Below are 12,132 nucleotides of genomic sequence, written 5' to 3'. Positions count from 1 at the left end.
CCTTTAGGCAAGGAGTTAATTGTCGTGGCTAAAGAAAAATTTGATCGTTCCCTACCGCACGTCAACGTTGGCACCATCGGTCACGTTGACCACGGTAAAACTACGCTGACTGCTGCTCTGACTCGTGTTTGCTCCGAAATTTTCGGTTCGGCTATCGTTGACTTCGACAAGATCGACAGCGCGCCAGAAGAAAAAGCTCGTGGTATCACCATCAACACTGCTCACGTTGAATACAACTCGCTGATCCGTCACTACGCTCACGTTGACTGCCCAGGTCACGCTGACTATGTGAAGAACATGATCACCGGTGCTGCCCAAATGGACGGCGCGATCCTGGTTTGTTCGGCCGCTGATGGCCCGATGCCGCAAACCCGTGAGCACATCCTGCTGTCCCGTCAGGTTGGCGTTCCGTACATCGTGGTTTACCTGAACAAGGCTGACCTGGTAGACGACGCTGAGCTGCTGGAACTGGTTGAGATGGAAGTGCGCGATCTGCTGAGCACTTACGACTTCCCAGGCGACGACACTCCGATCATCATCGGTTCTGCTCGTATGGCTCTGGAAGGCAAAGACGACAACGAAATGGGCACCACTTCCGTACGGAAACTGGTTGAGACTCTGGACAGCTACATCCCAGACCCAGTACGTGTTATCGACAAGCCGTTCCTGATGCCAATCGAAGACGTATTCTCGATCTCGGGTCGCGGTACTGTTGTGACTGGTCGTATCGAGCGCGGTATCGTTAAGGTTCAAGATCCACTGGAAATCGTTGGTCTGCGTGACACTACCGTCACCACCTGCACCGGTGTTGAAATGTTCCGTAAACTGCTCGACGAAGGTCGTGCAGGCGAGAACTGCGGCGTTCTGCTGCGTGGTACCAAGCGTGACGACGTTGAGCGTGGCCAGGTTCTGGTTAAGCCAGGCTCGGTTAAGCCGCACACTACCTTCGAAGCTGAAGTGTACGTGTTGAGCAAAGAAGAAGGCGGTCGTCACACTCCGTTCTTCAAAGGCTACCGTCCACAGTTCTACTTCCGGACCACTGACGTGACCGGTAACTGCGAACTGCCGGAAGGCGTTGAAATGGTAATGCCAGGCGACAACATCAAAATGGTTGTCACCCTGATCAAAACCATCGCAATGGAAGATGGTCTGCGTTTCGCTATCCGTGAAGGCGGTCGTACCGTCGGCGCTGGCGTCGTAGCCAAAATCATCGCTTAATAAGTGATGACTTGAAAAAGCCCCCGCTCAGCGGGGGCTTTTTTATTGAGTTGACACCCATATGGGGCGTCTATAGAATTGCGCCTCCTTTTAACGGGCGTGTTGCGCTCGCTGGGAATAGCAGCCGGAGTCTGAAATCCAATGGCAAATCAGCAAATTCGTATCAGGTTGAAGGCTTTTGACCACAAACTGATCGACCAATCCACCCAGGAAATCGTGGAAACCGCGAAACGTACTGGTGCTCAAGTGCGTGGTCCAATTCCACTGCCTACCCGTAAAGAACGGTTCACCGTTCTGGTCTCCCCGCACGTCAACAAAGACGCGCGTGACCAGTACGAGATCCGTACTCATAAGCGCGTGCTGGACATCGTCCTGCCAACGGATAAAACCGTTGATGCACTTATGAAGCTTGATCTGGCGGCCGGTGTGGAAGTACAGATCAGCCTCGGCTAAGACTTGGGTCTTAGTCGTGTAACGCTCTGAAATGGGCGGCCATAGCGGGTGAAAGCCCCGTACACTCATGAGGTTTACAACATGACTATTGGTGTAGTCGGTCGTAAATGCGGTATGACCCGTATTTTCACCGAAGAAGGTGTCTCCATTCCGGTTACGGTCATTGAGATCGAACCGAATCGCGTCACCCAGTTTAAAACTGAAGAAACCGATGGCTATCGTGCAGTGCAAGTCACTGTCGGCGAGCGTCGTGCTTCGCGTGTGACTGCTGCTCAAGCAGGTCACTTCGCTAAAGCAAACGTTGCAGCTGGTCGTACTGTTATGGAGTTCCGTCTTGAAGACGGCGACTACCAGGCTGGCGATCTGATCAACGCTGAAATCTTCGCCGCTGGTCAACTGGTTGATGTAACCGGTCAGTCCAAGGGTAAAGGCTTCCAGGGTACGATCAAGCGTTGGAATTTCCGTGGCCAAGACAACACTCACGGTAACTCCGTTTCCCACCGCGTCCCGGGCTCTATTGGCCAGTGCCAGACTCCTGGTCGTGTATTCAAGGGCAAAAAAATGTCCGGTCATATGGGCGCTGAGCGCGTGACCGTGCAGTCCCTCGAAGTAGTGCGCGTCGACGCTGAACGCAATCTGTTGTTGGTCAAGGGTGCTGTTCCTGGCGCTACTGGCGGCAACCTGGTTGTACGTCCAGCGGCCAAGGCTCGCGGTTAAGGGGAAGCTGACATGCAATTAAATGTAAATGACGCTCAAGCGATCGAAGTTTCCGAACTGACATTTGGCGGCGAATTCAACGAGACGCTGGTTCACCAAGCAGTCGTGGCCTACATGGCCGGCGGCCGTCAAGGTAGCAAGCAGCAAAAGACCCGTTCCGACGTTCGTGGTGGCGGTAAGCGCCCTTGGCGTCAGAAAGGTACTGGCCGCGCTCGTGCCGGTACTATCCGTAGCCCAATCTGGCGTGGCGGCGGTACCACTTTCGCAGCACGTCCACAGGATCACACCCAGAAGCTCAACAAGAAGATGTATCGCGCAGCACTGCGCTCCATTCTTGCTGAACTCGTGCGTACTGATCGTCTGGTCGTGGTTCAGGACTTCGCTGTTGAAGCGCCGAAAACCAAAGATCTGCTGAACAAGCTGAACGGCATGGGCCTGACTGACGTCCTGATCGTGTCTGAAGCTGTTGATCAGAACCTGTACCTGGCTGCTCGCAACCTGCCACACGTTGATGTACGTGACGTGCAAGGTTCCGATCCAGTTAGTCTGATCGCATACGACAAGGTGTTGATCACCGTGTCGGCCGTGAAGAAATTCGAGGAGCTGCTGGGATGAACCAGGAACGCGTATTTAAAGTTCTGCTTGGCCCGCACGTTTCCGAAAAGGCTACGGTTCTGGCTGACAAGAAAGGCCAGTTCGTTTTCAAGGTTGCAACTGACGCAACCAAGCTGGAAATCAAGAAGGCCGTCGAAAGCCTGTTCAGCGTGAAAGTAGAGCGTGTTACTACCCTGAATGTTCTGGGTAAGAGCAAGCGCACTGCTCGCGGTCTGGGCAAGCGTAATGACTGGAAGAAGGCAGTTATCTCCCTTCAGCCAGGCCAAGATCTCGATTTCAGCAGCAGTGCTGAGTAAGGAAGGGGTGCATCATGGCAATCGTTAAATGCAAACCGACTTCCCCTGGCCGCCGTTTTGTGGTCAAGGTGGTCAACCAGGAGCTGCATAAAGGCGCTCCTCACGCACCGCTGCTCGAGAAGAAATCGAAGACTGGTGGTCGTAACAACAATGGTCGCATTACCACTCGTCACATCGGTGGTGGCCATAAGCAGCATTATCGTCTGGTCGACTTCCGTCGCAACGACAAAGATGGCATCACTGCCACTGTCGAGCGTATCGAATACGATCCAAACCGTACTGCTCACATCGCTCTGCTGCTGTACGCAGATGGCGAGCGTCGCTACATCATCGCCCCTAAAGGCGTGAGTGCTGGTGACCAGCTGATCGCAGGTGCTTTGGCGCCGATCAAGCCGGGCAACGCTCTGCAACTGCGCAACATTCCAGTTGGTAGCACCGTACACGGCATCGAATTGAAGCCGGGTAAAGGCGCGCAAATCGCTCGTTCCGCTGGTGCTTCGGCTCAGCTGATCGCTCGTGAAGGTGTCTACGTGACCCTGCGTCTGCGCTCTGGTGAAATGCGTAAAGTACTGGCTGAGTGCCGTGCGACCCTGGGCGAAGTCTCGAACTCCGAGCACAGCCTGCGTTCGTTGGGTAAAGCTGGTGCCAAACGCTGGCGTGGCGTTCGCCCAACCGTTCGTGGTGTTGCCATGAACCCGGTTGACCACCCACACGGTGGTGGTGAAGGTCGTACCTCTGGTGGTCGTCATCCGGTATCGCCATGGGGCTTCCCGACTAAGGGCGCGAAGACTCGTGGTAATAAGCGTACCGACAAAATGATCGTCCGTCGTCGCAAGTAAATAGAGGGATACGACAGTGCCACGTTCTCTGAAAAAAGGTCCTTTTATTGATCTTCACCTACTGAAGAAGATCGAAGTGGCGGCGGAAAAGAACGATCGCAAACCGGTGAAAACCTGGTCGCGTCGTTCGATGATCCTGCCACAAATGGTCGGTTTGACCATTGCAGTGCATAACGGTCGCCTACATGTTCCAGTTCTCGTGAACGAAGACATGGTCGGCCACAAACTAGGCGAGTTTGCCGGTACCCGCACATATCGTGGGCACGTGGCAGACAAGAAAGCCAAGCGTTAAGGGGTAAGGAATGATGGAAGTAGCCGCTAAGTTGTCGGGCGCTCGAATCTCCGCCCAGAAAGCCCGCTTGGTCGCCGACCAGATCCGCGGGAAGAAGGTGGGCGAAGCGCTCAGCCTGTTGGCTTTCAGCAGTAAGAAAGCCGCCGAGATCATCAAGAAAGTGCTGGAGTCGGCCGTAGCCAACGCCGAGCACAACGAAGGCGCAGACGTTGATGACCTTAAGGTCAGCACCGTTTTCGTCAACGAAGGGCGTTCGCTGAAGCGCATCATGCCTCGTGCCAAAGGCCGAGCTGATCGCATCGTCAAGCGGTCTTGCCATATCACTGTCAAGGTTGCTGACAAGTAACGGAGTCGAAGAGATGGGTCAGAAAGTACATCCCATTGGCATTCGCCTGGGAATCGTCAAGGAGCACACCTCCGTCTGGTACGCAGACGGTCGGACTTATGCGGACTATTTGTTCGCTGATCTGAAGGTGCGTGAGTATCTCCAAGACAAACTAAAAAGCGCGTCCGTGAGCCGTATCGATATCCATCGTCCTGCTCAAACTGCACGTATCACCATCCACACTGCTCGTCCAGGTATCGTTATCGGGAAGAAAGGTGAAGATGTTGAGAAACTGCGTCAGGACCTGACCAAGCAAATGGGTGTGCCTGTGCACATCAATATCGAAGAGATCCGCAAGCCGGAGCTCGACGGTATGCTGGTTGCGCAGAGCGTAGCTCAGCAGCTGGAGCGTCGCGTAATGTTCCGTCGCGCTATGAAGCGCGCTGTACAGAACGCCATGCGCATTGGTGCCAAAGGCATCAAAATCCAAGTGAGCGGTCGTCTCGGCGGTGCTGAAATCGCACGTACTGAATGGTATCGCGAAGGTCGTGTGCCACTGCACACCCTGCGTGCCGACATCGACTATGCCAACTACGAAGCTCACACCACTTACGGTGTGATCGGTGTAAAGGTTTGGATCTTCAAAGGCGAAGTAATTGGTGGTCGCCAAGAAGAACTGAAACCACAAGCACCAGCGCCTCGTAAAAAAGCTGCTAAGTAAGGGGTACGCCAAATGTTGCAACCAAAGCGTACGAAGTTCCGCAAGCAGATGACAGGCCACAACCGTGGTCTGGCTCAGCGCGGTAGCAAAGTCAGCTTCGGCGAATATGCGCTGAAGTCTGTAGCTCGTGGTCGTCTCACCGCTCGTCAGATCGAGTCAGCGCGTCGTGCACTGACCCGTCACGTTAAACGTGGCGGCAAGATCTGGATCCGTGTATTCCCGGACAAGCCTATTTCCAAAAAGCCCCTCGAAGTTCGTATGGGTAAAGGTAAGGGTAGTGTGGAGTACTGGGTTGCCCAGATTCAGCCAGGTAAAGTCCTGTATGAAATCGAGGGTGTAACTGAAGAGCTGGCGCGTGAGGCTTTTGCCCTGGCTGCTGCAAAGCTGCCGCTCGCCACCGCCTTTGTTAAACGGACGGTGATGTGATGAAAGCGAATGAACTTCGTGAAAAAGACGCGCCGCAGCTTAACGAGCAACTGCTCGGCCTGCTGCGCGACCAGTTCAATCTGCGTATGCAGAAAGCAACTGGCCAGTTGGGGCAGTCTCACCTGCTCCGGCAAGTTAAGCGTGACATCGCTCGCGTGAAGACTGTGCTCAAACAGCAGGCAGGTAAGTAATCATGGCTGAAGCCGAAAAAACCGTCCGTACGCTGACTGGCCGTGTTGTCAGCGACAAAATGGACAAGACCATCACCGTTCTGATCGAGCGTCGCGTAAAGCACCCGATCTACGGTAAATACGTTAAGCGTTCGACTAAGCTGCACGCGCACGACGAAACCAATCAGTGCCACATCGGCGACAAAGTCACTATTCGTGAAACTCGTCCGCTGGCCAAGACTAAGTCTTGGGCACTGGTTGATGTTCTCGAACGCGCTGTGGAAGTCTAAGGACTAGGGGTCGGAGAAATTATATGATTCAGACTCAATCCATGCTCGATGTGGCCGATAACAGCGGCGCACGCCGCGTTATGTGCATCAAGGTGCTGGGTGGCTCCCATCGTCGTTACGCTGGTATCGGTGACATCATCAAAGTTACCGTGAAGGAAGCAATTCCTCGCGGTAAAGTGAAAAAAGGCCAAGTGATGACTGCTGTTGTAGTCCGCACTCGTCACGGCGTACGTCGTGCTGATGGCTCTATTATCCGCTTTGATGGCAACGCTGCTGTTCTTCTGAACAACAAGCAAGAGCCGATCGGCACCCGTATCTTTGGGCCAGTGACCCGTGAACTTCGTACTGAGAAGTTCATGAAGATCGTCTCGCTCGCCCCAGAAGTGCTGTAAGGAGATCCGACATGCAAAAGATTCGTCGTGACGACGAGATCATCGTGATCGCCGGCAAAGACAAAGGTAAGCGCGGTAAGGTGCTTAAGGTTCTCGCCAATAACCGTCTGGTTATCGGTGGTCTGAACCTGGTCAAGCGTCATACCAAGCCTAACCCGATGTCGGGCGTACAAGGCGGTATCGTCGAAAAAGAAGCTCCACTGGACGCTTCTAACGTCGCCATTTTCAACGGCGAAACCAACAAGGCTGATCGCGTTGGTTTCAAAGTAGAAGACGGCAAGAAAATTCGTGTCTTCAAGTCGACCCAAAAAGCGGTTGATGCTTGAACACTGCTAGGTAGAAGACCATGGCACGACTAAAAGAGATTTACTGGAAGGAAATCGCACCGAAGCTTAAGGAAGAACTTAAGCTTTCGAACGTGATGGAAGTTCCACGCGTTACAAAAATCACCCTGAACATGGGTCTGGGCGAAGCGGTCGGTGACAAAAAAGTCATCGAGCATGCTGTTGCCGACCTGGAAAAGATCACCGGTCAAAAAGTCGTTGTGACTTACGCTCGGAAATCCATCGCTGGCTTTAAAGTCCGTGAAGGTTGGCCGATCGGCGTCAAAGTGACTCTGCGCCGTGAGCGTATGTACGAATTCCTGGATCGTCTGCTGTCGATCTCCCTGCCTCGGGTCCGCGACTTCCGCGGCCTGAATGCCAAGTCCTTCGATGGTCGTGGTAACTACAGCATGGGCGTTAAAGAGCAGATCATCTTCCCGGAAATCGACTACGACAAGATCGATGCTCTCCGCGGTCTGGACATCACCCTGACCACCACTGCCAAGAACGATGATGAAGGCCGCGCTCTACTGCGTGCGTTCAAATTCCCGTTCCGCAACTGATTGGAGTAGGACCATGGCCAAGATGAGCATGAAAAACCGCGAGCTGAAACGTCAGCTCACGGTTGCCAAGTACGCCAAGAAGCGTGCAGCACTGAAAGCAATCATCGTTGATCTGAACGCAAGTCCAGAAGCACGTTGGGAAGCTACAGTTGCTCTGCAGAAGCAGCCACGTGACGCAAGCGCTTCGCGCATGCGTAACCGCTGCCGCCTGACCGGTCGTCCACACGGCGTTTACCGCAAGTTCGGCCTCGGCCGTAACAAACTGCGTGAAGCGGCAATGCGTGGTGACGTACCAGGTCTGGTTAAAGCCAGCTGGTAAGTACTTTCGAAGTCTCGGCGGTCAGGATCGCAAGATACTGACCGCCGGTGGCCTAGAATCTGGAACAAGCCCCTTTTGGGGCTTGTTTCATTTCCGGAGTGTGTCTAAAATACGCGGCTCGCCTGAGCCCGTGTGTTTTGTGCTCGGAGATTCTCGGCGACACGTAATGGCCGCAAGGCTAATTTTTTTGTATTAGGAGCGTCTAGCCATGAGTATGCAGGACCCGTTAGCGGACATGCTAACTCGTATCCGTAATGCCCAGATGGCTGAAAAGTCCGTCGTAAGCATGCCATCTTCCACGTTGAAGGTTGCTGTTGCCAAAGTCCTGAAAGACGAAGGCTACATTGCGGGTTATCAGATCAGCAGCGAAATCAAACCACTGCTGTCCATCGAGCTGAAGTACTTCGAAGGCCGTCCGGTCATCGAAGAAGTGAAGCGCGTTAGCCGTCCAGGCCTGCGTCAGTACAAGTCCGTCGATGATCTGCCAAAAGTTCGTGGCGGTCTCGGTGTGTCTATCGTCTCCACCAACAAAGGTGTGATGACGGATCGTGCTGCGCGCGCTGCCGGTGTCGGCGGCGAAGTTCTTTGCACTGTGTTCTAAGGGGGGATAAGCATGTCACGCGTCGCTAAGAACCCCGTTAAGCTGCCAGCCGGTGTCGAAGTAAAATTCGCAGGCCAACAGCTTTCGGTGAAGGGTGCCAAGGGCACTCTGGAACTGAACATCCATTCGTCCGTTGAGATCGTTGAAGAAGCTGGTGAGCTGCGTTTCGCTGCTCGCAATGGCGATCAACAAACTCGCGCAATGGCCGGTACCACTCGTGCGTTGGTAAACAACATGGTCCAAGGCGTAAGCCAAGGCTTCGAGCGTAAGCTCCAGCTGGTCGGTGTTGGTTACAAAGCGCAAGCAAAAGGCACGGTTTTGAACCTGGCCCTTGGCTTCTCGCACCCAGTGGATTACGAACTGCCGGAAGGCATCACCGCTGAGACCCCAAGCCAAACCGATATCCTGATCAAGGGTATTGATAAGCAGCTGGTAGGTCAGGTGGCCGCTGAGATCCGCGACTTCCGTCCACCAGAGCCGTACAAAGGCAAAGGTGTGCGCTACGCGGACGAAGTCGTCCGTCGTAAAGAAGCCAAGAAGAAGTAGGGCATAGCAAATGACCGACAAAAAAGTTACTCGACTGCGTCGCGCTCGCAAAGCACGCCTGAAAATGCACGAACTCGAAGTCGTGCGTCTCTGCGTGTTCCGCTCGTCGCAGCACATCTACGCCCAGGTCATCTCGGCCGACGGCAACAAAGTCCTGGCAAGCGCCTCGACTTTGGATAAAGAACTGCGTGATGGTGCCACTGGCAACATCGACGCGGCCACTAAGGTTGGCCAGCTGGTCGCTACGCGTGCTAAGGCCGCTGGCGTCTCGCAAGTGGCTTTCGACCGCTCTGGCTTCAAGTACCACGGCCGCGTGAAAGCGCTGGCTGATGCTGCTCGTGAAGCTGGGCTGGAGTTCTAAGTTATGTCAAATAACGACCAAAAGCGCGACGAAGGCTACATTGAGAAGCTGGTTCAAGTTAACCGCGTAGCCAAAACCGTTAAAGGCGGCCGTATCTTCACTTTCACCGCGTTGACCGTGGTTGGTGATGGTAAAGGGCGCGTTGGCTTCGGCCGTGGCAAGTCACGTGAAGTGCCTGCTGCGATCCAGAAGGCAATGGAAGCTGCTCGTCGCAACATGATCCAAGTTGATCTGAACGGCACCACGCTGCAGTACGCAATGAAGTCCGCTCACGGCGCTTCGAAGGTGTACATGCAGCCTGCTTCTGAAGGTACCGGTATCATCGCTGGCGGCGCTATGCGTGCTGTCCTCGAAGTTGCTGGCGTTCAGAACGTTCTGGCCAAGTGCTACGGCTCGACTAACCCGGTAAACGTGGTTCACGCCACTTTCAAAGGTTTGAAGGCTATGCAGTCTCCTGAATCCATTGCCGCCAAGCGTGGCAAAAGCGTCAAGGAGATCTTCTGATCATGGCTACCGTTAAAGTAACGCTGATCAAAAGCATGACCGGCCGCATCCCTAACCACAAATTGTGCGTTAAGGGTTTGGGTCTGCGTCGCATCGGTCACACTGTAGAAGTACTTGATACTCCCGAGAATCGCGGGATGATCAACAAGGCTTACTACATGCTGCGTGTCGAGGGTTAATTCGATGAAACTCAATGATCTGAGTCCAGCGCCGGGTTCCCGTCGCGAAAAGCATCGTCCGGGCCGTGGTATCGGTAGTGGTTTGGGCAAGACCGGTGGCCGTGGCCACAAAGGTCAGTCCTCCCGCTCCGGTGGCACCATCGCTCCAGGCTTTGAAGGCGGTCAACAGCCGCTGCATCGTCGCCTGCCGAAGTTCGGTTTCGTTTCCCTGAAAGCCATGGATCGCGCAGAAGTGCGTTTGTCCGAGTTGGCCAAAGTGGAAGGCGATATCGTTACCGTGCAGACCCTGAAAGATGCCAACGTGATCAACGTCAACGTACAGCGTGTGAAAATCATGCTGTCCGGTGAAGTGACTCGCGCTGTCACTATCGGCAAGGGAATCGGCGCCACCAAAGGTGCGCGTTCGGCTATCGAAGCAGCTGGCGGCAAGTTCGAGGAATAAATGGCTAAGCAAGGTGCTCTCTCAGCGCTCGGCAAAGGCGGTATGTCTGAACTTTGGGCTCGTCTGCGTTTTCTGTTCCTGGCGATTATCGTCTACCGAATAGGCGCACACATCCCGGTTCCAGGTATCAACCCGGACCGACTCGCAGACCTGTTTCGACAGAATGAGGGGACCATTCTTAGCTTGTTCAACATGTTTTCCGGCGGCGCGCTGGAACGGATGAGCATCTTTGCACTGGGGATCATGCCGTACATCTCGGCATCGATCATCATGCAGCTGATGACCGCCGTTAGCCCGCAGCTGGAGCAGTTGAAGAAGGAAGGTGAAGCTGGCCGTCGCAAGATAAGCCAGTACACCCGCTACGGCACTGTCATCCTCGCCCTGGTCCAAGCTATCGGCATGTCCGTTGGCTTGGCCGGGCAGGGTGTTGCGTTCACTGGTGACTTTGGCTTCCATTTCGTCGCGGTATCCACTTTTGTGGCTGGTGCGATGTTCATGATGTGGCTGGGTGAGCAGATTACTGAGCGTGGTGTTGGTAACGGTATCTCGATGTTGATTTTCGCAGGTATCGTTGCCGGTCTTCCGAGAGCGATTGGGCAGTCTTTCGAGTCTGCACGTCAGGGTGATATCAATATCTTCGCCCTGGTTGCCATCGGTTTGTTGGCAGTAGCGATTATCGGTTTTGTGGTGTTCATTGAGCGTGGCCAGCGTCGTATTGCTGTTCACTACGCCAAGCGTCAGCAGGGCCGCAAGGTCTTTGCCGCGCAGACCAGCCACTTGCCGCTGAAAGTGAACATGGCCGGGGTTATTCCCGCCATTTTCGCGAGCAGCATTTTGCTGTTTCCGGCTTCGTTGGGTGCCTGGTTCGGTCAGTCTGAAGGTATGGGCTGGTTGCAGGACATCTCGCAGTCGATCGCTCCTGGTCAGCCGTTGAATATTCTGCTGTTTAGTGCAGGGATTATTTTCTTCTGCTTCTTCTATACGGCGTTGATGTTCAATCCGAAAGACGTAGCGGAAAACCTGAAGAAGTCCGGTGCCTTTATTCCGGGTATTCGTCCAGGTGAGCAGTCTGCGCGCTACATTGATGGCGTTCTGACTCGCTTGACCATGTTCGGTGCTCTATATATGACGGCCGTGTGCTTGTTGCCCCAGTTCCTGGTGGTTGCAGCAAACGTTCCGTTCTACCTTGGCGGGACCTCGTTGCTGATCGTCGTCGTGGTTGTGATGGACTTCATGTCCCAAGTACAATCGCACCTCGTTTCGCACCAGTACGAATCCCTGATGAAGAAAGCCAACCTGAAGGGTTACGGCAGCGGCATGTTGCGCTGAGTACCCATAAGGTTCGAGGAGTTGGTGATGAAAGTTCGTGCATCGGTGAAAAAGCTGTGCCGTAACTGCAAGATTATTCGCCGCGAAGGTGTTGTTCGAGTAATTTGCAGCGCGGAACCGCGTCACAAACAGCGCCAAGGCTGAGTGTGATCCGCTTGAAGCCCGGCAGCTAGTGCGCTGCCGGGTTGATTATTTGTTATTACAGCGATAT

24 protein-coding genes are annotated in these 12,132 nt (G+C 54.2%); all 24 read left to right on the top strand.

The annotated features are described in order from the left end of the window. Positions 1–24 precede the first annotated feature (24 nt). The 24 genes from tuf (at position 25) to rpmJ (ending at position 12,065) form a co-directional block, all read left to right on the top strand. Positions 25–1,218, top strand: a complete 1,194-nt coding sequence (gene tuf / locus AU074_RS21780; RefSeq protein ID WP_048724879.1) for an elongation factor Tu — start codon at positions 25–27, stop codon at positions 1,216–1,218. A gap of 141 nt (positions 1,219–1,359) precedes the next feature. Further along, a complete protein-coding gene (rpsJ, locus tag AU074_RS21775; RefSeq protein WP_003210084.1) occupies positions 1,360–1,671 on the top strand; it encodes a 30S ribosomal protein S10 in 312 nt (103 codons plus the stop codon). 81 nt (positions 1,672–1,752) lie between these two features. Beyond that, positions 1,753–2,388, top strand: coding sequence for a 50S ribosomal protein L3 (rplC, locus tag AU074_RS21770; RefSeq protein ID WP_003194649.1), 636 nt, complete (start codon positions 1,753–1,755; stop codon positions 2,386–2,388). 12 nt (positions 2,389–2,400) lie between these two features. After that, positions 2,401–3,003: a 50S ribosomal protein L4 gene (gene rplD / locus AU074_RS21765; RefSeq protein ID WP_003210082.1), complete on the top strand. Its 603-nt coding sequence runs from the start codon at positions 2,401–2,403 to the stop codon at positions 3,001–3,003. Then, positions 3,000–3,299: a 50S ribosomal protein L23 gene (gene rplW, locus AU074_RS21760; RefSeq protein WP_002555488.1), complete on the top strand. Its 300-nt coding sequence runs from the start codon at positions 3,000–3,002 to the stop codon at positions 3,297–3,299. The genes rplD and rplW overlap by 4 nt, the downstream gene beginning before the upstream one ends. 14 nt (positions 3,300–3,313) lie before the next feature. Beyond that, positions 3,314–4,138: a 50S ribosomal protein L2 gene (gene rplB, locus AU074_RS21755; RefSeq protein ID WP_032884535.1), complete on the top strand. Its 825-nt coding sequence runs from the start codon at positions 3,314–3,316 to the stop codon at positions 4,136–4,138. Between the two features lie 16 nt (positions 4,139–4,154). Beyond that, entirely contained in the window at positions 4,155–4,430 is a 276-nt protein-coding gene (rpsS, locus tag AU074_RS21750) for a 30S ribosomal protein S19 (RefSeq protein WP_003232420.1), read from the top strand. A gap of 13 nt (positions 4,431–4,443) precedes the next feature. Further along, positions 4,444–4,776, top strand: a complete 333-nt coding sequence (gene rplV / locus AU074_RS21745; protein WP_076016475.1) for a 50S ribosomal protein L22 — start codon at positions 4,444–4,446, stop codon at positions 4,774–4,776. Between the two features lie 13 nt (positions 4,777–4,789). Further along, positions 4,790–5,476: a 30S ribosomal protein S3 gene (rpsC, locus tag AU074_RS21740; protein WP_003176422.1), complete on the top strand. Its 687-nt coding sequence runs from the start codon at positions 4,790–4,792 to the stop codon at positions 5,474–5,476. 12 nt (positions 5,477–5,488) lie between these two features. After that, positions 5,489–5,902 (top strand): 50S ribosomal protein L16, encoded by a 414-nt coding sequence (gene rplP, locus AU074_RS21735; RefSeq protein ID WP_045057467.1) that lies wholly within the window; start codon positions 5,489–5,491, stop codon positions 5,900–5,902. Further along, positions 5,902–6,093, top strand: coding sequence for a 50S ribosomal protein L29 (gene rpmC, locus AU074_RS21730; RefSeq protein WP_008030901.1), 192 nt, complete (start codon positions 5,902–5,904; stop codon positions 6,091–6,093). The genes rplP and rpmC overlap by 1 nt, the downstream gene beginning before the upstream one ends. A gap of 2 nt (positions 6,094–6,095) precedes the next feature. Next, on the top strand, positions 6,096–6,362 hold the full coding sequence (gene rpsQ / locus AU074_RS21725) for a 30S ribosomal protein S17 (protein WP_003176419.1): 267 nt from the start codon (positions 6,096–6,098) through the stop codon (positions 6,360–6,362). Between the two features lie 23 nt (positions 6,363–6,385). Then, entirely contained in the window at positions 6,386–6,754 is a 369-nt protein-coding gene (rplN, locus tag AU074_RS21720) for a 50S ribosomal protein L14 (protein ID WP_002555479.1), read from the top strand. An 11-nt stretch (positions 6,755–6,765) separates the two neighbouring features. After that, positions 6,766–7,080, top strand: coding sequence for a 50S ribosomal protein L24 (rplX, locus tag AU074_RS21715; RefSeq protein WP_003176416.1), 315 nt, complete (start codon positions 6,766–6,768; stop codon positions 7,078–7,080). Between the two features lie 20 nt (positions 7,081–7,100). Then, a complete protein-coding gene (rplE, locus tag AU074_RS21710; RefSeq protein ID WP_003176415.1) occupies positions 7,101–7,640 on the top strand; it encodes a 50S ribosomal protein L5 in 540 nt (179 codons plus the stop codon). Between the two features lie 13 nt (positions 7,641–7,653). After that, complete coding sequence (gene rpsN, locus AU074_RS21705; RefSeq protein ID WP_003176414.1) at positions 7,654–7,959, top strand: 30S ribosomal protein S14; 306 nt, start codon at positions 7,654–7,656, stop codon at positions 7,957–7,959. Positions 7,960–8,167: 208 nt separating this feature from the next. Beyond that, complete coding sequence (gene rpsH / locus AU074_RS21700; protein WP_003186040.1) at positions 8,168–8,560, top strand: 30S ribosomal protein S8; 393 nt, start codon at positions 8,168–8,170, stop codon at positions 8,558–8,560. 12 nt (positions 8,561–8,572) lie between these two features. Then, complete coding sequence (rplF, locus tag AU074_RS21695) at positions 8,573–9,106, top strand: 50S ribosomal protein L6 (protein ID WP_003176412.1); 534 nt, start codon at positions 8,573–8,575, stop codon at positions 9,104–9,106. Between the two features lie 10 nt (positions 9,107–9,116). Next, positions 9,117–9,467 (top strand): 50S ribosomal protein L18, encoded by a 351-nt coding sequence (gene rplR, locus AU074_RS21690; RefSeq protein ID WP_003186037.1) that lies wholly within the window; start codon positions 9,117–9,119, stop codon positions 9,465–9,467. Positions 9,468–9,470: 3 nt separating this feature from the next. Beyond that, on the top strand, positions 9,471–9,971 hold the full coding sequence (rpsE, locus tag AU074_RS21685; protein ID WP_003186035.1) for a 30S ribosomal protein S5: 501 nt from the start codon (positions 9,471–9,473) through the stop codon (positions 9,969–9,971). Positions 9,972–9,973: 2 nt separating this feature from the next. Beyond that, positions 9,974–10,150, top strand: coding sequence for a 50S ribosomal protein L30 (gene rpmD / locus AU074_RS21680; protein WP_003186033.1), 177 nt, complete (start codon positions 9,974–9,976; stop codon positions 10,148–10,150). Positions 10,151–10,154: 4 nt separating this feature from the next. Beyond that, complete coding sequence (gene rplO / locus AU074_RS21675; protein WP_003210066.1) at positions 10,155–10,592, top strand: 50S ribosomal protein L15; 438 nt, start codon at positions 10,155–10,157, stop codon at positions 10,590–10,592. Further along, positions 10,593–11,921, top strand: coding sequence for a preprotein translocase subunit SecY (gene secY, locus AU074_RS21670; RefSeq protein ID WP_003210064.1), 1,329 nt, complete (start codon positions 10,593–10,595; stop codon positions 11,919–11,921). Positions 11,922–11,948: 27 nt separating this feature from the next. Then, positions 11,949–12,065, top strand: coding sequence for a 50S ribosomal protein L36 (rpmJ, locus tag AU074_RS21665; protein WP_002555468.1), 117 nt, complete (start codon positions 11,949–11,951; stop codon positions 12,063–12,065). The last annotated feature ends 67 nt before the right edge of the window (positions 12,066–12,132 follow it).

Origin of the sequence: Pseudomonas sp. ATCC PTA-122608, assembly GCF_001952855.1 — a bacterium.
GTDB lineage: Bacteria > Pseudomonadota > Gammaproteobacteria > Pseudomonadales > Pseudomonadaceae > Aquipseudomonas.
This window is presented reverse-complemented; position numbering and strand designations above follow the sequence as displayed.